The sequence below is a fragment of the Mediterranea sp. ET5 genome (genome assembly GCF_023337025.1).
Taxonomy (GTDB): Bacteria; Bacteroidota; Bacteroidia; order Bacteroidales; family Bacteroidaceae; genus Phocaeicola_A.
Genome location: NZ_JAMBLN010000029.1, coordinates 1 through 23,047, shown reverse-complemented (window position 1 = coordinate 23,047; position 23,047 = coordinate 1). Strand labels below are relative to the sequence as shown.

The following is a 23,047-nucleotide window of genomic DNA, read 5'->3' as shown; positions in this document are numbered from 1 at the left end:
ATTAGCGTGTGGTTAGAAGGATAGCTTGACACCTACCGAGAAGGTCTTTGAGAGCGGGTAGGAGTCGTAGTTGGTGCCGGCGGTCGTGCCCGTACCTGCCGACTCCGGGTCGATGCCGGGCCAGTCGGTCACGGTGAAGAGGTTCGTCGCCACGGCGTAGACCGATGCGCTGCCGAGGTGCAGGCGTTGGGCGACGCTCCGGGGCAGTTCGTAGGCGAGCGTGATGTTCTTCATGCGCAGGTAGGAGGTGCTGAACACATAGCGGTCGTTGAGCGTGGAGTTGTAGTTGTAGATGCCGTCGCCCATGCGCGCATAGCGTGCATCGGTGTTCTCGGGCGTCCAGAAGTTCCCGTACAGCTCGCGGCTGACACTCTTGCCCGCGTAGGGCTGCGTGACCTCCATGAGCAGGTCGTTATAGACCGCAGTGCCTCCCTGGGAGAACTGCATGAGCATGGAGAGCGACCAGTTCTTGTAGGAGAACGTGTTCTGCCAGCCGCCGAAGATGGCGGGCTCGGGATTGGCGATGACCGTCTTGTCGTACGTCGCATCGAAGATACCGTTGCCGTCGAGGTCCTTCAGCAGGTAGTCCCCGACGCCGGTGTTGTCCATGTAGTTGCGCCCGTAGAGCTGCTGGGCGGTGGCGTTCAGCGCATCAATCTCCTCCCGGCTCTGGATGATATGGTCCACCACGTAGCCCCGGGTCACGCCCATCGGCTCGCCGACGACGAAGTAGTCCTGCATGTAGGTGCTGATGAGGGCGTCGTTGAGCGACTCGATGCGGTTGTGGTTGTGCGAGAGGTTGAGCATCGTGCTCCAGCTGAAGGCCTTCCCGCGCACCACGTCCGCCCCGATGGAGAACTCCACGCCGCGGTTGCTCATGTCGACGATGTTGCTCCAGTAGTTCGCCATGCCCGGCTCCAGGATGTGGGGCGACGGTGCCAGTGCCCCGTCGGTATAACGGTAGTAGGCGTCCAGGCTTCCGTAGAGCCGGTCGTTGAAGAAGCTGAAGTCCACGCCCACGTTCACCTCGCTGGTCTTCTCCCACCCGATGTTACGGTTGGGCAGCGTGCCGTTGAGCACGGTGCTGTTCTGTCCGCCATAGAGCGGACCGTTGATGTAGTACTGGTAGTAGACGAAGTCGGCGACGTTGGTCGAGCCGGTCTGTCCGAGGCTCAGGCGCAGCTTCAGGTTGCTGACGGTGTCCTTGTCGCGGATGAAGTCCTCCTCGCTGATGATCCAGCCGAGCGAGAGCGCCGGGAAGTAGCCCCACTGGTTGCCCGGGCCGAACTTCGACGAGGCGTCGGCACGCATGCTCAGTTCCGCCAGGTATTTCGCGTCGTAGGAGTAGTTCACACGTCCGTACACCGAGTTGAGTCCGCTCCGGGTCGTCGTCTGGATCTTGCTGATGACCTCGCGGGCGGCGTCGATGTTGTTCAGTGTGGGGAAGCCCTGGTAGGCGAGTGTCTCCGAGGCGTTCTTCGACCGTTCTGCCCCATAGCCCAGCATGGCGCCGAAGAGGTGCTTCTGCAGGTTGAGGCTGTAGTCCAGACGGAAGTTGAGCGACGTCGTCCGGTACTCGCTGTCGGAGGTCGACAGCATGGCTTCGAGCGGCATGCCCAGTCCGCGCATGTCGACGGACGCCTCCACGGGGGTGTAGTAGGAGGTCTGGAAGGTGTAGTGGGTCATGCTGAAGTCCGTGCGGAACTTCAGCCCACGGAACAGCTCGATTTCAGCGAAAAGGTTGCCGAGGAACTGGTTGCTCGTGTGGCGCGTCTGCCGCTCGAGCAGTCCGACGGGTGAGGGCGTAAGCTCCACGCCGTCCATGCCGTAGGCGGAGAGACCCGTGTCGATGCGGTTCAGCTCGCCCAGCTCGTCATAGACCGCTATGTCGGGGCGCACCAGCCAGGGCTTCGCCTCGGCGCTCGCCGTGCCCAGTCCGTCGCTCGTGCTGCGGCGCTTCGTCTCCGAGTAGTTCATCACGCCGCCCAGCTTCACGCGGTCGCTCAGGTCGGTGTTCAGCGCGATGCGTCCGCCGTAGGTCTCCATGCTGTCGTTCCTGTAGAGTCCCTCCTCGTTGCTGCCGTTCAGCGAGAGGGAGTAGTTCGTGCGTTGGGAGCCGCCGCGCACGGAGGCATTGTACTGGTGTGTCAGGGCATTCCGGTTCTTCACCTCGCGGACCCAGTCGGTCTGCACGTCGGGGTTGAACCGTGTCATGTCCAGCCCCTCGTAGACCACCTGTCCGTACTCGTCGAAGCTGAAGAGCGCCATCGACGGCATGTACGGGGTGAACATCGCGGAGTAGCCTTCGAAGTTGTTGTAGGCGATGGCGGCATTCCGCAGGTTCTGGTCGGTGTAGCGGAGGAACTCCTCGGTGGTGAGGGGCGTGAACTCCTTCACGGGGTTCGCTACGGCGATGCTGTACCCCACCTCCACCACAGGCTTCTCGTCCTTGCGTCCGTCCTTGGTCGTGACGATGATGACGCCGTTGGCTCCGCGCGAGCCGTAGATGGCAGTGGCGGATGCGTCCTTCAGCACGTCGATGCTCTCGATGTCGTTCGGCGAGAGGTTCATGAGCGGGTTCAGACTGGTCGCTTCCACAAAGAGGGGCACGCCGTCGATGACGTAGAGCGGTGCGTTGTTGTTCGTGCCCGTCTGCATATTGGGATAGGGCGAGGTCACACCGCGGACGTTGATGCTGATGGACGACCCCGGTTCGCCGCTGTTCTGCGTGGCAAGTACACCCTTCAGCATGCCGCCTCCGATGAGGTCCTGCACGTTGGTCGAGACGGGCGCCATGCGCTCGATGTCCTCCTTCTTCACGGAGGAGATGGAGCTGGTCAGGCTCTTGCGGTTCTTGCTGCCGTAGCCGATGACCACGACGTCATCGAGTGCCACGTTGTCGTCGCGCAGGATGATGTTGAGGGAAGGCTCGCCCTTGAAGCGTACCGTCTGAGTCTGCATGCCGACGAAGGAGAACACCAGTTCCGCCCCTTCGTGTACTTTCAGCGTGTATTTTCCGTCGATGTCGGTGATGGTTCCCAGGGTCGTCCCCTTGACGGAGACCGAGACACCCGGGAGAGGTTCACCATGACTGTCGGTGACAGTTCCGGTGAGGGTCCGTGCAGCTTGTTGCACCGAAGCTGCATACACATGACCCGATGGGAGAGAGCCTCCTCGTGCGGTCAACGTCGTGCCGCAACATGCACCGGTCAGGAGGGCGCATGCGAAAAGTTTCCAGTTTGTCATAAGTGTGAGTCAATAAAGGTTCAGTTCTTCAGGAGTATAGACAAGGTCAAGGACGAAGCGTATCCATACGCTGTAACAGTTTTTGCAAATATATGTATTTCTTTTAAAACAATCGTACGCTTTTGTCCGTATTATTGAACTTTTCTGTCCGGATTCTTTTGCGGCGGGGCGGAGCGGAAGTAGCGGAAGTTCCGTCGCTTTGCTGCCGGTTCCCCCATTTCTTTGTACTTTTGCAGCCAAACAACACCCAGCGTATGGCAAAACAGAAATATTATGTCGTCTGGAACGGCGTCACCCCGGGCATCTACACTTCCTGGAGCGAATGCCAGGCACAGATAAAAGGCTACGAGGGAGCCGTCTACAAGTCGTTCGAGAGTCGCGAGGAGGCAGAGCGTGCCTACGCGTCCTCCCCTTATCACTACGTAGGTCGTGGGGCAGCCGCCCGGCAGGCATCCGCCGCGCAGCCGTCCTGGGGGGCGGAAGTGCAGACCGAGGCACTGGCGGTCGACGCGGCATGTAGCGGCAATCCCGGTCCGATGGAGTACCGGGGCGTGTATCTCCGCACCCGTCAGGAGATTTTCCACTTCGGCCCCATGCAGGGGACGAACAACATCGGCGAGTTCCTTGCCATTGTCCACGCCCTGGCGTTGCTCGACCAGAAGCACCTCTCCATGCCCGTGTACTCCGACAGCCGTACGGCCATCAGCTGGGTCCGTCAGAAGAAGTGCAAGACCAAGCTGGAGCGCACCCCGCAGACCGAACCGCTCTTCGCCCTCATCGAGCGAGCTGAACGCTGGCTGCACACCCATACCTACGCTACGCCCATCCTGAAATGGGAGACCGAACGCTGGGGCGAGGTCCCGGCGGACTTCGGGCGGAAATAAATCAATGGTCAATTATCCATTACCCATTGACAATTGCTGTGCGGCATGGGGACGAGACCACAAGGCGGTGAATGTAGGGGCGACCGGTCTGGTCGCCCGGTCCAATTGCCCGGATGTGTACACACGTCGCAGGGGCATTGTCAATTGTCCATTGTCAATTGTCAATTGAATATGTTGGACCGGGCGACCAGACCGGTCGCCCCTACATTTTGAGAAATGTTTTGTTCATGGAATGTGGCGGTTGTGTCAATTTGTCAAAATGTCAAACGAATCGCCCGAGAAGGGGCTTCCTTGCATCCAACTACGCGTTCGTGAGCAAAGAAGGCATTCTCGGGCGATTTGTGTTTTGCATGTTGTCGGTATTTCTGTCTGTTTCTTTCCCTTCTGTTTCCTTTTTCTTTTTATTCGTTTCTTTCCGTCGCTCTTTTCACACGGACGGACGCAATTTCACACCTTCGGAATCGTGCCCCTTCGGGCTCTAAAAAATGGGGACAGATAGCTGTTTTCGTACGGACGAACGACTACGACCGTGCGGACACGTCGGTACGACGGTAGTCGTTCGTCCGTACGAAGCCAGTCACCGGTGCTTTCGACCGCGACGATGGGTGCGACGGACGGTCTTTTTGCGTTAGAAACGGTATAATTGTGTGAATAACCGTTTATTTTGGTGCGTTCCGACGGACGTTCCTTAAAATAATTAACGCGCGTTTTTCTAATTGGGACGATTTTACGAAAATGTGCGTTAGCTGAAACCGCCAAATCGGGAAAATGTGATGTTAAAACCGGACTTTCAATTGACAATTGACAATTGATAATTGACAGTGGACAATTATCGCCTTGTAGACACATCCCCCACGCCGCAGGGCAATTGTCAATTGTCAATTTTCAATTGTCAATTGTGTTATGTCGCCCCTACATTCGCCGCCTTGTGGGCACATCCCCCATGCCGCAGGGCAATTGTCAATTGTCAATTTTCAATTGTCAATTGCCCCGCTCTCCCGTGTGCCGGATTTCCAGCAACCGTTTGAACACCTCCACCGGCGGCATGCGCACGAAGCGGACGATGTGCCGGTAGCGCATGGCGAGCACCAGGAGCAGGAACAGGATGCCCAGCAGGACGGCGTAGCCGTAGACCTCCTTCAGTGAGACCAGCAGGGACTGGCGTTGCAGCTCGCCGAAGAGCTGCGGCAGGGGGAGCGAGGCGCTGCGGACGTCCAGACCGTCGAGCGACGTGCTGAGCGTGAAGGCGTTGGACTGCTGTACCACCTTGAACAGACGGGCGGTGAGGGCGTTGGCTATCGGCGAACCGATGCCCTCGCGGATGAAGCCCACGGCGCCGAGCGCCTGGAAGAAGAAGACGAAGGGCACCAGCTGCTGCAGGTAGGTCGTCAGGGCAATGTAGAGGATGACGTTCCCGAAGTTGCGCACGAAGACGGGGAGGTAGAGCTGACCGAGGGCGGTCTCGGGCGAAATGAGGAAGTAGCACTCCACCTGGTACGCCAGCACGCAGACGAAGCCCAGGACGGTCAGCTGCTTGTACGTCAGGTGAAGCCGCGTCAGTGCGTAGAGCGTGAAGGCGGCTCCGGCGAGCGTGCCGAGCAGCGAGGGCAGGTTGAGGCGTGCCGCCGTCAGACTGTCATAGCCGAGTATCACTCCCGTAAAGACCCCCTGGAGCACCGTCGCCGTAGAGCTGAGCAGGCAGAGGGCGGCGAAGAGCAGGATGATGGGGACGACCTTCGGGTAACGATAGACCTGCGGGTCGATGTAGGGGTGGCGGATGTGGTGCATCCGTCCGATGTTCAACGCCACGCAGCCGATGCCTGCCGCCAGCGCCGCACAGAGCAGGGGCGAATGGAACCAGTTGTAGTAGTCGCCGTAGTTCGCCACGAAGATGAGGAGCCCCAGCCCCGTGCTCCACAGCAGGGCGCCGAGCCAGTCGATGCCGTACAGCGGCATGGGCTTGCCCATGTGGAAGGGGCGCAGGAGCAGCCTTGTACAGCCGAACACGCCCAGCAGCAGGGCGATGATGACGAGATGCATGTACTGCCAGTGGTAGTGGTAGGCGAGCCACGTGGTGAGGTAGCCCGACACCTGGATGCACCCGAAGACGGTGGCATAGACCACGGGGAAGAAGACGGCGAAGTTGCGCGTGGGCGTGATGCGCAGCTGGATGGTGGAGAAGCACTCGAAGGTCCCCCACATGCGGAGCATCCCGGCGATGAAGCAGGTCACCACGAGCAGCGGGACGCTGCGGCAGTACATCGTGACGAGGTTGCAGGCGACGAGCCCCGCACTCGTCACTTGCAGGATGAAGCGCGACGTCAGCCGGAACTTCAGCCGGAAGAGGAGGGGGAAGACCATGGAGATGCCCAGGAAGGAGGACAGCCCCGCCATGAGCAGGTCCTCCTGCATCAGGGCGGTCTCGCCCTCCATGTCGGGCAGGGCGGACAGGTAGATGCCGCCCGAGAGCTGGAAGACGAGGATGAACGCGTAGAACGACCATGTACGCACGTGCATGGGCACCCACTCCTTGAAGGCAGGGAGCTGGCGCAGGAGTTCGTCAAGACGGCTCATGGGCTAGTAGGCTGTTTCGCATTCGACATTCAGCCCCGAGCGCAACCGTTGCAGGTCGGCGGCACGGTTCGCGTCCGTGAACACGATTTTGACGGGGACGCGCTGCTCCACCTTGACGAAGTTGCCCGCGGAGTTGTCCTGCGGGACGAGGGAGTACTGGGCGCCGGTAGCCTGGGAGAGCGCCTGCACGCGCCCCTCGTAGGTCACGCCCGGGATGGCGTCGACGCTGATGCGGACCTTCATGCCCTCGGCAAGGTGGGCGGTCTGCGTCTCCCGGTAGTTGGCTATCACCCAGACGTCGTTGTCGTCCACCACGGAGAGGAGCACCTGACCGGGCTGCACGAGCTGTCCCTCCTGCACGGTACGGCGCGAGGTGACCCCGTCGCAGGGAGCGGTGATGACGGTGTAGGAGAGGTTGAGGCGTGCCAGGTCGAGGGCAGCCTCGGCGACGGCCACGGCGGCGTCGTTCTGGTCCAGCCGCTGGGTCTGTTGCTGACGGACGAGGGCGGTCGACCGGCGTTGCCGCAGGAGGCGTTCGTAGTTTGCCTTGAGGGCTTCGTAGTTGGTGCGCACGTTGTCGAACTGCTGCGGGGTGACGGCTTCCTGTTCGAGCAGGGTGCGGTAGCGGTGGTAGTCCTTCTCGGCGTTGAGCAGGCGGACGTGCACTTCCTCGATGCCGGCATCGGAGACGGAGAGGTCGTTGCCCGTGGTGGTGATGGTCGTGCCCATGGCGCTCCTTCCGGCGAGGGTGCTCAGGCGGTCGGCTTCCGCCTGGGCGAGACGGAGGCGGTACTCGGTGTCTTCGATGATGAGCAGGGTGTCTCCCTTGTGCACATGCTGGTACTCCTCGAAGCGTACTTCACGGATGAACCCTTGCACACGGCTGTTGACGGGGACGATGAGGCGGCGCACCTGGGCGTTGTCGGTGTATTCCACCCGTCCGAGACGGACGAAGCGGGAGACGACCCAGGTGAAGCCCGTGAGGAGCACGAGGATGATGACGGTGTTGATGAGGATTTTCTTGTTCTTTCGTTCCATAGTGAGTGAGTGTTAATTGTCTTGGAGTGTTCCGGCGAGGTAATGCAGTTTGTAGTACTGGTAGACGATGTCGATGCGCGCGTTCGCGAGTTCCACCTCGGCAGACAGGCGCGCGTTGGCGGCATCGAGCAGGTCGGTGACGAGTGCCAGCTCGTTGGCGTAGCGATGGGCGATGACGTCGTAGTTCTGCCGCGCCAGTTCGACGCTCTTCTCCCGGGTGCGCAGCTGTTCGTACGCCTCGCGGTAACGGGTGTACCCTGCGTGTATGACAAGGGAGGTCTGCTCGCGTGCATCCTCGGCAATCTCCTGGTTCCGGCGGGTGGCAAGTTGCTGACGGCGAAGCGACTTAGGGGTTTTGAACAGGGCCGACAGATTGTACTTCACGCCCAGCCCGACGTACCAGTAGTTGAAGTTCTTGTCGATGGGCGGGACCTCGATGGTGATGGGACCGTCGAAGTGTTCGGCTGCCACGAGGGCGACCTGCGGACGGAGGGAGGAGCGGACGAGCTTCTCCTGCGTGCGGCTCATGGCGGTGGCAAGGTCGAGCTGCCGGAGGGTGGGGGACTGCGTCTGCGCGCGTTCCAGCCAGCAGGTACGGTCGTCCGTCGGGAGCGAACGTTGCAGCAGGGTCGTGTCGGGGGCAACGACCGTCCCGTCGGGCAGTCCGAGCGTGGTGGCGAGGTCGTGGTTGAGGATGCCGAGGGTGTTGCGGAGCTGCGTGCGCGTCAGTTCCAGCTGGGCGAGCAGCAGTTCATAGCGCGTTACGTCGTTCTTGAGCATGATGCCCTGCGCGCTGCGTGCCCGCATGTCACGGAGCGTCCGCTGTGTCAGTTCGATGTGACGGTCGTAGACCTGCAGCAGGTTCTGCTGCTTGAAGAGGTCGAGGTAGTAGCCCAGGGCGAGGAAGCGGACCTTGTTGCGGTCGGCGGCGAGCGTCTGCCGTGCACTTTCCGCCTGGAGCCGGCTGAGGGCGACTGCGCCGTCGAGCGCCCCTCCGGCATAGATGACCTGAGTCACCTCGAGGGCGAAGTTGTTGCCCCAGTGGGGCATGGGCGCTTTCATCCCACTGCCCAGGTCGCGGTCGATGAGGCATCCGTTGCCGAGAAAGCTCCCGGAGAGGGACGCGTTGATGTCCGGCAGGCGTGCCCGTTGCGCCGCCTCGACGGCTTGTCCGGCTTCGGCGACACCGGTGACGGCAGGGCGCAGCGACTTGCTGTTGCGGTCGGCGAGCGTAAAGAGTTGTTCGAGAGTCAGGGGGTGCCGGGCGTCTGTCTGGGCATACGCCAACGGCGGACACAGCATCAGCGCGAGCGATGCCGTGAGCAACGTACGTTTCTTCATTGTCGTAAGTGTGTTAGAATGCGGTGTGAGGAATGCCCGGGTCGGGGAGTGTCCGTGTGCCCCTGCTGACGGAGCTCAGCGGACGGGTTTTCGGTGTGGCAGGCCACTGCCTGCTGCGTTGCGAGCCTTCAGAGGGGCTTGCGGACTCGGGTACGGGATAGCCTAAGTGCCTTGGTAAGTGGGTGGTTGTAGTCTTGCTTTGTCTTTTGCAGTTCATGATACGTGGAGCATTATACTCCATTCCGGCTGCAAAAGTATGGAAAATAAACTTCGCTTGTAACCCTGTAGTTTTGTTAATAAAGCGTAAAAGAACGGCGAATAAGGGGGCAGGACGCCGTCAGTCGGTCCGTTTCTTCCTGAAGACCCGGCGGACGAGGAGGAAGTTGACGGGGATGGCGATGGCAAAGACAGGAGCGGGCGCCCATGCCTCCGGTACGCCCAGCCAGAGGAAGAAGTTGAGCAGGCTGATGTGGAGCAGGTAGTTGACCAGATGAGCTCCGCCGAAGCCGCCGGCACGACGCCACGAGGGGCGCGAGCGGAAGGTGAAGTACGCCGTCAGGTAGAAGTTGGCAACGAAGCTGAGGGCATAGCCCACGGTGTAGGCTATGCTCTCATTGGCGTGTGCGAATCGCCACAGCACGTAGTAGATGCCATAGTGGAGCGCCGTTGCCAGTGCGCCCACCAGGCCGAAGCGTATCAGTTCCCTCATGGTTCGTCTGTGCTTGGTTCTCGTTCCGGGGCTGTCGTCACTTCCGGTCCAGTTCGCGGTCGACGAGCTGCAGGGCTGCCTCGATGGTGTCGTCCATGTCGGCGTAGGTGTATTGCGCCAGCCGTCCGCCGAAGAGCACGTCCACGCAGTTGTCCGCCAGGGAGCGGTAGCGTTCATACAGCGCCGAGTTGCGGGCGTCGTTCACGGGGTAGTAAGGCTCCTTGCCGGGGGCGAAGTCGTCCGGATACTCATAGGTGATGACGGTCGACGGCTGTGTGCCGAAGGCGAAATGCTTGTGCTCGATGATGCGTGTGTAGGGGACCTCGCGCTCGGTGTAGTTGACCACGGCGTTGCCCTGGAAGTTGTCGGTGTCTTCGAGCACCCGGTGGTCGAAGCGCAGGCTGCGGTACTCCAGCCGTCCGAAGCAGTACTCGAAGTACTCGTCGATGCAGCCGGTGAAGAGGGTGGTGTCCGCCAGCTGGTCCAGCTCTTCGCGGTGGGCGAAGTAGTCGGTGCCCAGGCGCACCTCGCTGCCTTCGAGCAGGGCGTCGATGAGGCGGTTGTACCCACCCTCGGGGATGCCCTGGTAGCGGTCGTTGAAGTAGTTGTTGTCAAAGGTGAAGCGGAAGGGCAGACGGCGGATGATGAAGGCAGGCAGTTCGGTGGCGGCACGTCCCCACTGCTTCTCGGTATAGCCCTTGATGAGGCGTTCGTAGATGTCGCGTCCGCCGAGCTTGAGCGCCTGCTCCTCCAGGTTGGCAGGCTCGCCGATGTGGGCATAGCGTGCCCGTTCCTCCTCGATGCGTGCCCGTGCCTCGGCGGGGGTACGGACGCCCCAGAGCTGGTAGAAGGTGTTCATGTTGAACGGCAGGTTGTAGAGCTTGCCGCCGTAGGACGCCAGGGGCGAGTTGGTGAAGCGGTTGAACTCCACGAGCCGGTTCACGTAGTCCCACACGCGGCGGTTGTCGGTGTGGAAGATGTGTGCGCCGTAGTAGTGCACCTGGATGCCATTGACCTCTTTGCAATAGATGTTCCCGCCTGTGTGCTGCCGCTTGTCGATGACCAGGCAACGCTTGCCCCGGCGGGTGGCTTCGTGGGCGAAGACGGCGCCGAAGAGTCCGGCTCCCACGATCAGGTAGTCATAAGTTGCTTTCATGCTTGGGATGGTTTTGTTGACAGGGGCAAAGATAAGTCTTAATGTCTTTGTAACATGCCTTGTTTCCCGCTTTTTTGTGCTACTTTTGCGGCGCCGGCAGGGGAGAGGCGGTGACCCGGCGGCAACAAGCGCCGTGTGTCCCGTCAGCCCCGTACGTCCGGATAACCATAAACCCCAACCATCATAAACTTAAAACAATGAAAAGATTCCTCCAGTCGTTTGCCTACCTGCTCGCGGTGCACGTGACGGGACTCGTGCTGCTCACGATGTTCCGCGTGCTGTTCTGGATAGACGTCCGTCCGCAGGTGCCCGCCGAGCTTCGTGAAGATGCGACGCTGACGCTGACCGCCTTCGTGCGCGGGCTCTGGTTTGACAATGTGATCGCTTGCTACGTGCTCATCCTCCCGCTGGCGGTGCTGTGCATCGCTGCCCTGTGCGACTATTACGGCAAGTGGCTCTTCCGCTTCATCCAGACCTTCTTCACGGTGTTCTACGGCATCCTCTTCCTATCTGCTGCCGCCAACATCCCCTACTTCCTCTACTTCACGAAGGTGCTCAACTCGTCCATCTTCAACTGGTTCGAGTACGGGACGACCACTGCCTCGATGGTCCTGGGCGAAAGCTCCTACTATGTCTACCTGTTCTACTTCGCGGCGGCGCTCTTCCTGTTCTGGTTCCTGACGAGCCGTTACCTGAAGCTGCTACGGCGTCACCTGTCCGAGGCGCACATCCCCTGGGGGCAGCGCGGCGGCATCCTGCTGGTCTCGGCCTGTCTCATCGGACTGTGCCTCTTCGGCATCCGCGGACGCATGGGCTATAACCCCATCAAGGTGAGTGCAGCCTACTTCTGCCTGAACCCCGTGCTCAACCAGATGGGTCTGAACCCGACGTTCAACCTCATGGCGAGCGTGGTCGACGACCTGCGTGCGGAGAACCGGACGCTGCACCTCATGGATGGCGAGGAGGCCGTACACCGTGCCTGTGCCTACCTCGGGCGGACGGGCATCGAGGGCATCTCTCCCCTTGCCCGGGTCGTACAGCCCGACTCGGTGCCGTCGCGCCGCAACGTGGTGCTGGTGCTCATGGAGTCGATGTCCGCCAGCCTGATGCAACGCTTCGGTCAGGAGGCGCAGCTGACGCCCTGCCTCGACAGCCTCTACCGTCATTCGCTCTCGTTCGCCAACTTCTACTCCGCCGGCAACCACACGAACCACGGACTGTATGCCACGCTCTATTCCTTCCCGTCGGTGATGAAGCGCAACGCGATGAAAGGCTCGGTCATCCCCACCTATTCGGGTCTGCCCACCGTCCTGCGTGACAACGGCTACGACACGATGTTCTTCATGACGCACGAGTCGCAGTACGACAACATGAACGCCTTCTTCCGCACCAACGGCTACGAGGAAATCTACTCGCAGGAGAACTATCCTGCCGACAAGCTGGTCAGCAGCTGGGGCGTGCAGGACGACTACCTCTTCACCTATGCCCTGCAGGTGCTCAACCGTCATGCCGCCACGGGCAAGCCCTTCTTCGCTACCCTGCTGACCATCAGCAACCATCCGCCCTACATCCTCCCGCCCGACTTCCGTCCGAAGAGCAGTACGCCCGAACAGCAGATTGTGGAATACGCGGACCGCTGCGTGCATGACTTCATGGAGGCGGCGTCGCGCGAGCCCTGGTTCGACAACACGCTCTTTGTCTTCCTGGGCGACCACGGCAAGATGGTGGGCACCGCCGACTGCGAGCTGCCGCAATCGTACAACCACATCCCGCTGATTATCTACGGACGGGGCATCACCCCCGAGGAGCGCACCGACTTCGCCGGACAGGTCGATGTGGCACCGACGCTCCTGGGAATGCTCGGCATCGGCTACACGCAGAACAACTTCGGCGTCGACCTGACGCGGGAACGCCGTCCGGCGATGTTCTACACCGCCGACAACACCGTGGCGGCACGCGACAGCTCCCACCTGTATGTCTTCAACCCCACCGTCGGGCAGGAGTTCTGCTATGACACTTCGGCAGGCACACCCGTCGCCGTGGAGATGTCCGACCCCTACCGCCGGCTGAAGGACTACTGCTTCTCCATGCTTCAAGCCACGGAACAGCTCGTGCAGGAGGGTCGCACGGTGGACCACCGGAAGTGACACCCCGCGGGACTCCCGATAAAAAGAGGAGGCACGGATACACAGTGCAAAGAGATTCGCTCTGTGTGTCCGTGCCTCCTCTTGTTGTCTCCCGGTGCGGTCGTCACCGGGAGAGAGGGCGTCCGTGCTTCCGTCTTACCAGACCTTGTACATCAGTCGGCTGGCAACGCCTTCGCCGCTCATGACCTTCTCGGCAGGCAGCGTCACCTCAGGCTGGTTGGTGTTCGGGATGAGGTAGAAGTAGCAGTTCCAGGCACCGTCCTTGGTCGTCATGATGATGAGGTAGTTGCCTCCGTTCCAGCCGCTGTTGCACACCATGTAGGTGATGCGCTCGTCGGCTGCCACATCGAAGAGCTTGAACTCGCGCTCGTCCAGTCCCGGCGCATCGCGGTAGTAGTAAATCTCGTTCCCGCGGGTGAAGTAGACGAAGTCTCCCACGCCCGGAGTCGCCATGAACTCGCTGTCGAGCAGCATGCTTCCCGCCGGCACCTCGTTGTAGGACTCGAAGAGGTTGCTTGTCCCGTAGGGCATCTTGCCCAGGCGGTAGCGGTCGGTGTCCAGCTCGTGCATGAGGATGTAGGTCTGCCCGTCGTAGTTGAGGCTTCCGGAGAGCTTCACGATGTCGGCGTTCATGTTGCCCGGGTCGATGGTCTCGCCATCCAGCTCATATTCGCTCAGGGCGTTGACGTTCGACGAGGTGCTGTTGGGCATGTAGCGGTAGAAGCCCTTGCCGTTGTTGTCGAAGAGGACCACGTCGCCCGACCATCCGTAGGGGATGATGGCGGGGTAATAGGAGTGGTCGCTCGGCTTGAGAGTGTACTTGCCGATGCTCTTCGGCGTCATCGTGCCCACATACTTGTATGCCGTCCCCAGTACGCCGTAGAGCTCGTTGCCGTCGATGAGGAACTGGTGGTTGTAGGTGTCGAAGAAGAAGAACGCCTGCGGGTTGTGGCTCGTGGGCGGGGTGTAGAACTGCTCGTCGTAGTCCTTGAGCGGAATCATGTCGTCTCCGCCCTGGAGCACGAGCATGTCGCGGTCGGTCACGAAGTGCCATGCTTCGAGCAGTTCGATGTTGGTCGTACCGTACTCATCGACCACGGGGTGGCAGTAGTTGTACTCCTGCCAGGCGACTGCCACGGGGTTGCCGTGGAGCGTGCAGCCCGCCAGGGCAATCATGTTGCGTGTCGGTTCGGAGCCTTCTGCCGGATAGGCATTGGGGAAGAAGTCCACGTCCGCCACATCGTCCTTAGCCTTCATGATGTACCATCCGCGGTTGAAGGACGAGGAACTGACGGTCAGGTTGATCTGGCTCTCCTTGAACACACCCAGCTCGTTGTCGGTCACGCGGAAACAGAGAATCCAGTCGCCCGACTTGAGTGTGAGGCTCGGCAGGTCGAGGTTCTGCTCGGTGCTCAGCTCCACCCGTTCGTCGGTCGTTACGCCGCTGATGTTGGGGAAGGCGTACCAGAGGAAGCTGTAGGCGCCGCTGCCTCCTTCGAGTCCGCTCACTTGAGCTTCCACATGGAAGGCGTCGCCCTTGACTCCGCGCAGGAAGTTGTTGTTCTCCTCCGCTTCAGGGACGGAGATGTTGACGGGGAACATTTCTTCGGCAGGGATGTAGGTGTAGTTGCCTTTGTCGTCGATGCAGGATGCGGTGCCTGCCAGCGCCAGCAGCATCGTGAGGTATGCAAGAGGTTTACGTATCATAATGGTTGGTTTACGGAAGGTTAATAATCGAAGGATACGGGGGTGCCGTCCGCCTCACACAGCGGGTTGTCGGGGTGTTCGGCGTTGTACTCCTCCAGCTGTTGGGAGCAGACGGTGTACATCCAGCTGCCCAGTCCCGGGTCGAGCGGACGCTCGTTGAAGTCCTTGTAGCCGGTAGCCTCGATGGCGAAGCGCAACTTCTCCGGTCCCCATGACGTGCCGAGGTAGTAGCTCCAGTAGCTGTCCCAGATGGTGGGCTTGATGGCGGTATCGGTGATGGTCACGGTGTAGGTGCGCCAGGCGTCGATGCCCGGACGGAAGTACTCGTTGCCCTGTACGGCAAGCACGAGCTTGTAGGTCGCTGCCTTGAGCGACTCGTCGCGCAGGAGGATGACGGGGATGAGGCGCGACACCTCTCCGGCGCTGATGCAGATGGAGTCGCGCACCTCTGCATCGTCAAAGGGGACGTAGTGTACGCCCGGCTGTGCGGCATCGGCATCGCCGCTGTTTGCCTGTACGAGGCTGAAGGGACGGCTTTGGTCGGAAGGCATGCCCATGGTGAGGGCTTCCACCCAGACGGTGTCGCGGGGGATGTGCGAGTCGAGTGTGAAGAACGAGTAGGCGATGCTGTCGGCATCTTCGTGGTTGAAGTAGATGGCGGGGTCGTTCTGATAAACCTCCATCTCATTTTCCGTACAGGCAGTGGCGGACCCCAGCAGGGCTGCCAGGCAGGCGAGTGCAGTGTATATCTGTTTCATGATGTTGTGCGTTTGTCGGGGTTATTCGAAATCGGTCAGTCCGTCGGGCTTGGGTACGACGAGTGCGTTCTGGGGCAGCGTGTAGGAGCTGGGCCAGGTGTAGGCGGTGTAGCCGTGACGCTTGTAGAAGTAGAAGAGCTGTCCCTCGCCGTAGAACTCCTTGCGGTATTCCTTTTCGAGGAAGGCGACGATCTCGCTCTCGGTCGTGAGCGTGCCCTCGATGGCGGTCCGGGTGAGGGAGCGTGCCACGATGTAGGGGTCAAGCCATGTCTGCAGCTCGGCGATGGGAGCATCTTCCATCAGGATGAAGTACATCTCCACGGAGCGCAACAGGGGGACGCGGTTCGAGCTGGCGTTGGTGTTGTTGCCGGTGTACTTGCGGAAGTGGGTGATGACGCTCTGCTGGTAGGTCACCGTCTCCCAGTAACGGCGGTTGCGGTAGCGGATGTCGCTGTTGTGCACGTCGCTCTCGTAAGCCACGTCCAGGGCGCCTTCATCCTGGTTGAGGCTGGCGGTCTGTGTGGCGAAGAGCGGTTCGACGATGTCCTGCAGGTCGGGGTTGTCGATGTCGAAGAGGTGCTCGTCATACATCACCAGGTCGGAGCCGCTCTGCGAGAGGGTCTCTTCGGTGGCGAGGGGGAACTTCTCCGACTCGATGACCTGACGGGCATAGGCGGCAGCCTGCTCCTTGTCGCCCTTCCAGTGATACATGCGGGCGAGGGTGCCGAGCACGGCGTAGTAGTTGAAGCGTCCGTGGCGGAAGTACTGCCATTCGTCCTCGGGCATGCCCTCCGTACCTATATAATAGGTGTCCTCCAGCTGGCGCATGGTGGCGGTCACGACGGGGTCATACTCCTCCAGGAGGGCCTTGGCGTCGAGCAGGTCCTTCTCCATGAGCGTGAAGACCTCGCCCCACGTCTTCGACACGAGCTTGGAGGTCTCGTTGGTAATCTCCGTCACGTAGGGGACGGCAAGGGTGCCGTCGGTGGCTGTCTGCGGCATGGGACCGAACATGCGGAGCACGTCGAGGTGCAGGAAGGCACGCAGTCCGAGCGCTTCGCCGCGGAGCAGCTTGTCGTTGTTGTAGCGGAAGGTCACGTCGGTCCGCTCGTCGAGGTTCTTCAGCAGGTCGTTGAGCTGGGCGATGGAGTTGTAGTAGGTCAGGAAGATGGAGCTGACCAGCGGCTCCACGTTCTGATGGGTGTAGTCGAAACGGTTGATGGCGTAGAGTACGTCGGTGTTGAGCGACGGGTCCTTCCACAGCCGCGCGAGGGCGTCGGTGAAGTACATGGTCGTCTGCCGTCCGTAGAGTCCTTCCTTGGCGATGTTGATGTAGACGCCGTTGAGCGCCTTCTTGAAGCCGTCCTCACTCTTGTAGAGCTCTTCGCCCTTGATTTGCGAACGGGGGTTCACGTCGAGCCAGTCGTTGCAGGCGGAGCAGAGGGCTAGCAGGAGGAATAGTATGGGATAATATGCTTTTTTCATACGTCTGTTGGTGTTGAGGGGTTAGAATCTGACTGTGAGTGAAAGCGAGAACTTGCGGGAGAACGGATAGTCGGTACCGCGTTCGCGCTTGATGGTCGACTTGTAGAACAGGTCTTCGAGGTAGCCGTTGAGCGCCAGGTAGGAGATGCCCAGGTTGCGCTGTGTCCACTCGGTGGGGAACTCGTAGCCCAGGTTGAGCGAAGAGCAGTAGAAGGCATTGTCCTTGAAGACGAAGCGCGAGGTGGGGCGTGTCTCGGTCATGTCCTGCACACCTTTGTAGAGCGCTACGTCGCCCGGCTGGCTCCAGCGGTCGTAGAGCACGCGGCGGTCGGCATTGTCATAGGGTGCAATGTTCTCCACCTTCGAGGCGAGGGTACTGTTGTAGGACTTTCCTCCCCAGCGGTAGCCGAAGACCATGTTGAAGGTGATGCCGCGCCAGCGGATGTTGCTGTTGAGCGTACCCTGTATCTTGGGCTCTGCCACGCCGCAAGGCACTTGGTCGGCAGCGTCCCATTCGAAGGTCTCCGTCCCGTCGCGCTTCACGAAGATTTCCCGTCCCGTGCTCGGGTCGATGCCCTTCGAGGGAACGGCGTAGATGGTGTTCATCGACTCGCCTTCGCGGTAGATGAAGCTCGGGTTGTAGGAGTCCTGGTTGAGCAGGTCCTCGTTGAGGTTCTCCAGCGAGTTGGAGATTTCCTTCACCTGGTTCTCGTTGTGTGCCATCTTCACGCCGACGGTCCAGCGCAGGTCGCGTTCCACATCGCGGATGAGCTGTGCCGAGGCGCTGAGTTCGTAACCGCGGTTCTGCACCTTGCCGACGTTTGCCTTGTAGCTTTCGAAACCGCCGGAGATGGGCATGTTCACGTCAGCGAGCAGGTCGTTGGTAATCTTGTTGTAGACGTCAATGCTGAAGGTCAGCCGTCGGTTGAGCAGCTCCAGGTCGAGGCCGAAGTTGTACTGCGAGGTCTTCTGCCATTGCAGGTCGGGGTTGCCGTATGCCATCAGGTAGACGCCGTACCAGTTCTGTGTGCTGATGCCGCCGAAGTCCTGGTAGGAGCGGATGGAGAGGTAGGAGGCGAAGTTCTGTGAACCGGTGATACCGTACGACATCCTCAGGCGGGCGATGTTGATCCACCGCAGGTTCTCCATGAACTTCTCGTTCTGGATGTTCCAGCCCACACCCGTGGACCAGAAGGGAGCGAAGTGGTTGTTGGCACCGAACTGGGAAGAGCCGTCGTACTTGCCGTTCAGGTCGACGAAGTAGCGTCGGTCGTAGGTGTAGTTCAGGTTGAACAGGGCACCGAAGCCACGCGAGATGGATTCCGTCCCGTAGGGGCGTCCGTCCTGTTCATACTGGTTCGCCATGCCCAGGAAGTCCATGTTGTCGACCGAGATGCCTTCACCCACGATGCTGTAGTTCTCTGCGCTGGACTCGTTGACGGTGATACCCAGTCCTGCAAAGAGCTGGTGCACGTCGCGGAAGGTCTTCGAGTAGTTGAGCGTGAAGCGCCCCTCGTAGCTCTGCGAGTCCCCCGTGCCGTAGGTGTACTGTCCCTTCCGCTTGTAGTCCTCCCCGGTGTAGGTGTCGAACATCGTGTCGCTGGCGGGGTAGTAGAGGTCCGAGCGGCTTGTCTGCTTCGTGTAGGAGAACTGTCCGCGCAGGAAGAGCTCGGGCAGGATGTACCACTCGATGGAGAAGTTGTTGGTGATTTCGGTGTACTCGCTGCTGTCCTTCCGCGGGAGGTAGGCGTTGTAGAGCGGGTTGTAGACCGTGTTGCGGTCGCCGGTCATCGGGTAGTAGAAGTCCTCGAGCGTCTTCTTCAGGTTGCCTTCCTCGTCGTAGGGCGTGTAGTAGGAGTTGAGGGCACAGTATTCGCTGAAGGAGCCGTAGGGCGAGTTGTTCGAGGTGGTGTTGGTGATTTGCAGGTTGTTCTGGAAGGTGAAGTTCTTGTAACGGTATTGCAGGAACATGTTGCCCGAGAGCGTGTTGCGGTCGGACCCCTTCATGGCTCCCTCGACGTTGTTGTAGGTGATGGCGGCACCATAGCGCAGGTGCTCGTCGCCTCCCTCGATGGAGACATTGTGGCGCGAGCCGACGCCCGTGCGGATGGGATACTTCATCCAGTAGGTGTTCACGCCGCGTTCCACGTCCATGCGCCGCTGGTTGTAGAGTGACTTCAGGTCCTGGTCGGTCTGGACGTCGTCTGCCTCATACAGTCCGGCGAGCCGTTCATACTCCAGCTTCTCGCGTGCGTTCATGAGGTTGTATGATGTCAGGTCGGGCGCTTCCACGCTGAGGGTTCCCTTGTAGCTGAAGCGCAGCTTGCCCGGTTCGATGGGTTTGCTGGTGATGACCACGACGCCGTTCGAACCTTTCGAACCGTAGAGGGCGGTGGCGTTGGCGTCCTTCAGGAGGGTGATGCTCTCCACCTGGCTCTCGTCGAGGTCCATGAAGCGCGTCAGTGAAATCTCGAAGCCGTCGAGGATGAAGAGCGGCTGGTTGGCGGTGCGCTGGTTGTCGGCGCTCACCTGCATGTCCTGCACGTCGGTCGGCAGCGCCGATGCACCACGGATGGTGATGCTGGGCAGGCTGTTCGGGTCGGAACCGATGGCGAGGTTGTCGGCGATGTTGAAGCTCGGGTCGAGGTTGCGCAGGGTCGAGATGAGGCTGCGGTTACCCGACTCCGACAGTTGCTTGTGGGTGAACGTGCTGGCGGCACCCGTATAGCTTTCGCGGGTGCTGTTGAAGATACCCGTCACGACCACCTCGCTGAGCTTCTCGGCGTCGTTCTTGAGGACGATGTTGCGTGTCACGTCGGTGGTACCTGCGGCGATATGCACCCGCTGGGTCTCCATGCCGATGTACGACACGATGAGGGTGGCACCCTCTGACGGGACGGCAATCAGGTATTTTCCGTCGACCGAGGTGATGTTTCCTCCTTCTTCACCTTCCACGCGGACACTGACGCCCGGCAGCGGTTCATTGGACTCGTCGAAGACGTAACCGCTGACGCGGCGTTTCTCCCGTGCCTGTTCCGGTTGCGGACGGTCCTTCCGGCTGACGGTGATGAAGTCCTTCTCCATCCGGTAGCGGATGGGCAGGTCGGCACTCAGGCGGTTCAGGATGTCGGCGACGGTCATCTTCTTGCCCCCGGTGTTGAGGGTGGCGGTCAGCCCTTGCAGGTCTTCGGTGTTGAAGTTGATTTTGTAGCCCGACGCCTGGCTGATCTGTTTCAGTACCACAGCCAGTGAGGTGTTGTTGACTTGCAGCGTGATGGCCTGTTGCAGGTTCTGCGCTTCGGCAGCGGCAGGTCCCGCGAGCAGGAAGGCTGCCAGGACGTACTTCATCGAGTGCTTGCCCAAGGGGAAGCCCCGGTGGAGTGGATGGCAGGACGAGGTGTTCTTTCTCAGCTCCATAGTGTGTCTGTGTTATAGGGGTTAATAGTTCAGTTGATTGTCAGGGTGTGTGCGTCCAGCGAGGCTTTGACCTTGCCCAGTTCGTTGAGGGTGCTGACCACCTGGGCGATGCTCTCCCGTCGGTTGACCCAGAGCGTGAAGTGGTAGTCGGCAGCCCGCGGGTCGGCGATGTCCACGGTGAGGTTGTACCATTCGCCCAGTGCGCGGGCGATGTCGGCGAGGGAGGCGTTGTCGAAGTAGAAGTAGCCGTCCATCCATGCCGTGTAGACGCGTGTGTCCACTTCCCGGATGCGGATGCTTCCGTCTTCGTCCAGTTCGGCGTTTTCACCCGGACGCAGCAGCAGGTGGTAATGGGGGCTGGCGACGGCAAGCTTTCCTTCCACGAGGGTGACATGCGGACGGCTGCCTTCGTAGGCGCAGACGTTGAAGCCCGTTCCCAGCACCTGTGCCTCCAGTCGGGGTGTCTGCACGATGAACGGATGTTCGGGGTCGGGTGCCACCCGGAAGTAAGCTTCTCCCGTCAGCCGGACCACGCGCTCCTCTCCATCGAAGTGCGAGGGATACTCCAGCGTACTCTCTGCGTTGAGCCAGACGGTGGTCCCGTCGGCAAGTACCAGCCTGAAGTCTTTTCCCCGGGGTGTTCGCAGGGTCTGTTGCCGGGGTTCGGCGGACGCCGCCTGCTCCTGTCCGTACGCCAGCTCCGTCCCGTCCGTCAGGGTAGCACCCAAGGTTGAGAGCGTGTCGGCGTCCGTCTGCTCGGAGAGGACGAGGACACTCTGTCCCCCGTCATCGCTCAGTGTGATTTCCTGCGGATGAGGGTCCATCCGGGTGAGGGTGAGGACTTCCGGTTCCGACAGTCGGGAGTGTATGCCCGTGCCAATCCACACGAGCAGGCAGACTGACGCTGCGATGCCGATGAGGCGGATGGTCAGCTTCCGGTGTCCCGGACTCTCGTGAGCCGCCCGGGGTGTGAAAGCGTGTCTCTTTTCACGGACGCCCCGTTGCAGGCGTTCCCACTCTGCCTGTGTGTCGGGCAGGGCACCTTCGTTCATGCCGATGGCGTCGTACATCGCCTTGAGCTGCGTGTACAGTTCCCGGTGTCGTCGGTCCTTTATCCACCGACGGAACTCCGGTGTCAGCTCCAGCTCCCGCTGGGCGAGCACCTTCAGGGCATAATCCAAGTCGTTGTCATGTTCCATGCTTCCTCATGCTTTGCCTATAGAACGGAGAAGGCATGCAAAAGGAGTACAACGACGGGTGAAAAAAATTCTTTTTGCTGACGGAGTTGTTTGAGGGCACGTGCCATGAGGGTCTTGACGGTCAGCGGACTGATGCCGAGATGTTCTGCCGTCTCCTTGTAGCTGAGGTGGCGGAACACACAGTCGGTAAATACGCGCCGTGTCTGCGGGGGAAAACGTCGGATGGCTGCCATCACCCGTTCGAGGACCTGTTCATAGTCCTCGTAGTCGTCTTCCTCGCGGACGTCGTCCTCCGGACGCTGGAGGAGGTAGTTTTCCTGTACCCGGTTCTGTCGCAGATGGTCGATGCAACGGCTTCGGACGAATGTATACAGTAAGGTAAGAAAGGAAGAGTTGTCGGCATAGCGGTCGAAGTGTTCCCAGAGGTAGCAATAAGAGTCGTGTACGATGTCCTTGGCACACTCCTCATCCTGCACATAGCCGCAGGCATGCACATACAGCTGGTGGAAATGTGATTTGAATAAGTCCTCAAACAGGATATTTCTCTCCGACTCCGACATTTTTTCGTTACAAGACATGTTTGTGTTCGGTCGCAAAAATACGTATTTTTAGGATAACATGATAAGCAGACGGATGAAAAAAGCAGACGGATATCCGGCTTTCCCGTGTGCCTCCTCCACTTATCCTCCATTTGTTGTGCCGGATAACATTTTGCCATGCTTTTAGCCTCTTCACCATACAGAAACATCAAAATCCCCCTTTCTCGCTAACTCGTTCTTTTCGAATATCCGATAATCTGGAGACGAAACGTGAATGATTGCAAACGGAATACCGGAAAAATACCCTTTATTTTAGAAAACGATACATTTCATTTTCGAAAAACAGACAAAACGTGCCCGGAACAATATTGTTTCGCGCGCCAAACAATATAGTTTGCCGCCTCAAACAATATAGTTTCATCTGCCAAATACAATTGTTTCGCGCCCGGAAGTCAAATCTTTGGAAAACGGAAGTAAAAAGAAGTGAGTTTCACTCTCTAGAAGAAGGGTGCTGTCAACAAATCGGAAGGTAATAAAAAGAGGGATATAAGGAAAGAGAAACAGAAAAAAGGACACCCATCCGTTCCCAACACCCTCCGGAATGTTGTTCCAACACCCCTGTCTGCATCAATCTGTATTTTGCGAATCGCCCGAGAAGGCCCTCCGAATCCACCAAATCGTATTTTGGTGCGAGGAAAGACATTGTAGCCCCCTTCGTTTGACATTTTGTCAAAACGCAATTCCGGAATGTCCACCCCACGAATGTAGGGGCGACCGGTCTGGTCGCCCGGTCCAATAACGGATGGTCCAATAACGCCCGCCCAATAACGGTTGTTTGTTCCACCAA

16 protein-coding genes are annotated in these 23,047 nt (G+C 59.9%); 2 read left to right on the top strand and 14 right to left on the bottom strand.

Features of this window, described 5'->3' with window-relative positions; all coding sequences use genetic code 11:
• Nucleotides 1-12 precede the first annotated feature (12 nt).
• Entirely contained in the window at nt 13-3,246 is a 3,234-nt protein-coding gene (locus M3087_RS13535) for a SusC/RagA family TonB-linked outer membrane protein (protein WP_249096570.1), read from the bottom strand.
• Between the two features lie 254 nt (nt 3,247-3,500).
• On the opposite strand from M3087_RS13535, the gene M3087_RS13530 reads away from it, so the two are divergent.
• On the top strand, nt 3,501-4,130 hold the full coding sequence (locus M3087_RS13530) for a viroplasmin family protein (RefSeq protein ID WP_106484128.1): 630 nt from the start codon (nt 3,501-3,503) through the stop codon (nt 4,128-4,130).
• Between the two features lie 981 nt (nt 4,131-5,111).
• On the opposite strand, the gene M3087_RS13525 is transcribed toward M3087_RS13530, so the two are convergent.
• The 6 genes from M3087_RS13525 to glf all read right to left on the bottom strand — a co-directional run bounded on the left by M3087_RS13525 (nt 5,112) and on the right by glf (nt 10,948).
• Entirely contained in the window at nt 5,112-6,704 is a 1,593-nt protein-coding gene (locus M3087_RS13525; RefSeq protein ID WP_249096567.1) for a hypothetical protein, read from the bottom strand.
• 3 nt (nt 6,705-6,707) lie between these two features.
• Nucleotides 6,708-7,742, bottom strand: a complete 1,035-nt coding sequence (locus tag M3087_RS13520) for an HlyD family secretion protein (protein WP_249096566.1) — start codon at nt 7,740-7,742, stop codon at nt 6,708-6,710.
• Between the two features lie 12 nt (nt 7,743-7,754).
• The gene (locus M3087_RS13515) at nt 7,755-9,083 is read right to left on the bottom strand and encodes a TolC family protein (protein ID WP_022384175.1); all 1,329 of its coding nucleotides are present in this window, start codon (nt 9,081-9,083) and stop codon (nt 7,755-7,757) included.
• Nucleotides 9,084-9,096: 13 nt separating this feature from the next.
• Nucleotides 9,097-9,300, bottom strand: a complete 204-nt coding sequence (locus M3087_RS13510) for a hypothetical protein (protein WP_249096565.1) — start codon at nt 9,298-9,300, stop codon at nt 9,097-9,099.
• Between the two features lie 120 nt (nt 9,301-9,420).
• Nucleotides 9,421-9,792, bottom strand: coding sequence for a GtrA family protein (locus M3087_RS13505; RefSeq protein WP_249096564.1), 372 nt, complete (start codon nt 9,790-9,792; stop codon nt 9,421-9,423).
• 37 nt (nt 9,793-9,829) lie between these two features.
• On the bottom strand, nt 9,830-10,948 hold the full coding sequence (gene glf, locus M3087_RS13500) for a UDP-galactopyranose mutase (RefSeq protein WP_022384178.1): 1,119 nt from the start codon (nt 10,946-10,948) through the stop codon (nt 9,830-9,832).
• Between the two features lie 197 nt (nt 10,949-11,145).
• Between glf and M3087_RS13495 the strand changes: the two genes are divergently transcribed.
• Nucleotides 11,146-13,095 (top strand): LTA synthase family protein, encoded by a 1,950-nt coding sequence (locus M3087_RS13495; RefSeq protein WP_106484134.1) that lies wholly within the window; start codon nt 11,146-11,148, stop codon nt 13,093-13,095.
• A gap of 135 nt (nt 13,096-13,230) precedes the next feature.
• Here the strand turns inward: M3087_RS13495 and M3087_RS13490 are convergent, their stop codons facing one another.
• The 7 genes from M3087_RS13490 to M3087_RS13460 form a co-directional block, all read right to left on the bottom strand.
• Nucleotides 13,231-14,802 (bottom strand): PKD-like family lipoprotein, encoded by a 1,572-nt coding sequence (locus M3087_RS13490; protein ID WP_249096563.1) that lies wholly within the window; start codon nt 14,800-14,802, stop codon nt 13,231-13,233.
• A gap of 20 nt (nt 14,803-14,822) precedes the next feature.
• Nucleotides 14,823-15,560 (bottom strand): DUF4843 domain-containing protein, encoded by a 738-nt coding sequence (locus M3087_RS13485; RefSeq protein ID WP_022384181.1) that lies wholly within the window; start codon nt 15,558-15,560, stop codon nt 14,823-14,825.
• Nucleotides 15,561-15,581: 21 nt separating this feature from the next.
• Nucleotides 15,582-17,045 carry a RagB/SusD family nutrient uptake outer membrane protein gene (locus M3087_RS13480; protein WP_022384182.1) on the bottom strand — a complete coding sequence of 488 codons (1,464 nt, stop codon included), beginning with the start codon at nt 17,043-17,045 and terminating at the stop codon, nt 15,582-15,584.
• Nucleotides 17,046-17,066: 21 nt separating this feature from the next.
• Nucleotides 17,067-20,462: a SusC/RagA family TonB-linked outer membrane protein gene (locus M3087_RS13475; RefSeq protein WP_249096562.1), complete on the bottom strand. Its 3,396-nt coding sequence runs from the start codon at nt 20,460-20,462 to the stop codon at nt 17,067-17,069.
• Nucleotides 20,463-20,491: 29 nt separating this feature from the next.
• Nucleotides 20,492-21,661: a FecR family protein gene (locus M3087_RS13470; protein ID WP_249096558.1), complete on the bottom strand. Its 1,170-nt coding sequence runs from the start codon at nt 21,659-21,661 to the stop codon at nt 20,492-20,494.
• 17 nt (nt 21,662-21,678) lie between these two features.
• Nucleotides 21,679-22,239 carry an RNA polymerase sigma-70 factor gene (locus M3087_RS13465; RefSeq protein ID WP_106484139.1) on the bottom strand — a complete coding sequence of 187 codons (561 nt, stop codon included), beginning with the start codon at nt 22,237-22,239 and terminating at the stop codon, nt 21,679-21,681.
• Between the two features lie 458 nt (nt 22,240-22,697).
• Nucleotides 22,698-23,047 (bottom strand): hypothetical protein (locus tag M3087_RS13460; protein WP_249096556.1); only part of this gene is annotated, 350 nt, incomplete at its 5' end.

What these genes read in the sequence shown, in the direction of transcription:
- M3087_RS13535 (WP_249096570.1), bottom strand. Translation starts at nt 3,246, where the DNA reads ATGACAAACTGGAAACTTTTCGCATGCGCCCTCCTGACCGGTGCATGT.
- M3087_RS13530 (WP_106484128.1), top strand. Translation starts at nt 3,501, where the DNA reads ATGGCAAAACAGAAATATTATGTCGTCTGGAACGGCGTCACCCCGGGC.
- M3087_RS13525 (WP_249096567.1), bottom strand. Translation starts at nt 6,704, where the DNA reads ATGAGCCGTCTTGACGAACTCCTGCGCCAGCTCCCTGCCTTCAAGGAG.
- M3087_RS13520 (WP_249096566.1), bottom strand. Translation starts at nt 7,742, where the DNA reads ATGGAACGAAAGAACAAGAAAATCCTCATCAACACCGTCATCATCCTC.
- M3087_RS13515 (WP_022384175.1), bottom strand. Translation starts at nt 9,083, where the DNA reads ATGAAGAAACGTACGTTGCTCACGGCATCGCTCGCGCTGATGCTGTGT.
- M3087_RS13510 (WP_249096565.1), bottom strand. Translation starts at nt 9,300, where the DNA reads ATGAACTGCAAAAGACAAAGCAAGACTACAACCACCCACTTACCAAGG.
- M3087_RS13505 (WP_249096564.1), bottom strand. Translation starts at nt 9,792, where the DNA reads ATGAGGGAACTGATACGCTTCGGCCTGGTGGGCGCACTGGCAACGGCG.
- glf (WP_022384178.1), bottom strand. Translation starts at nt 10,948, where the DNA reads ATGAAAGCAACTTATGACTACCTGATCGTGGGAGCCGGACTCTTCGGC.
- M3087_RS13495 (WP_106484134.1), top strand. Translation starts at nt 11,146, where the DNA reads ATGAAAAGATTCCTCCAGTCGTTTGCCTACCTGCTCGCGGTGCACGTG.
- M3087_RS13490 (WP_249096563.1), bottom strand. Translation starts at nt 14,802, where the DNA reads ATGATACGTAAACCTCTTGCATACCTCACGATGCTGCTGGCGCTGGCA.
- M3087_RS13485 (WP_022384181.1), bottom strand. Translation starts at nt 15,560, where the DNA reads ATGAAACAGATATACACTGCACTCGCCTGCCTGGCAGCCCTGCTGGGG.
- M3087_RS13480 (WP_022384182.1), bottom strand. Translation starts at nt 17,045, where the DNA reads ATGAAAAAAGCATATTATCCCATACTATTCCTCCTGCTAGCCCTCTGC.
- M3087_RS13475 (WP_249096562.1), bottom strand. Translation starts at nt 20,462, where the DNA reads ATGGAGCTGAGAAAGAACACCTCGTCCTGCCATCCACTCCACCGGGGC.
- M3087_RS13470 (WP_249096558.1), bottom strand. Translation starts at nt 21,661, where the DNA reads ATGGAACATGACAACGACTTGGATTATGCCCTGAAGGTGCTCGCCCAG.
- M3087_RS13465 (WP_106484139.1), bottom strand. Translation starts at nt 22,239, where the DNA reads ATGTCTTGTAACGAAAAAATGTCGGAGTCGGAGAGAAATATCCTGTTT.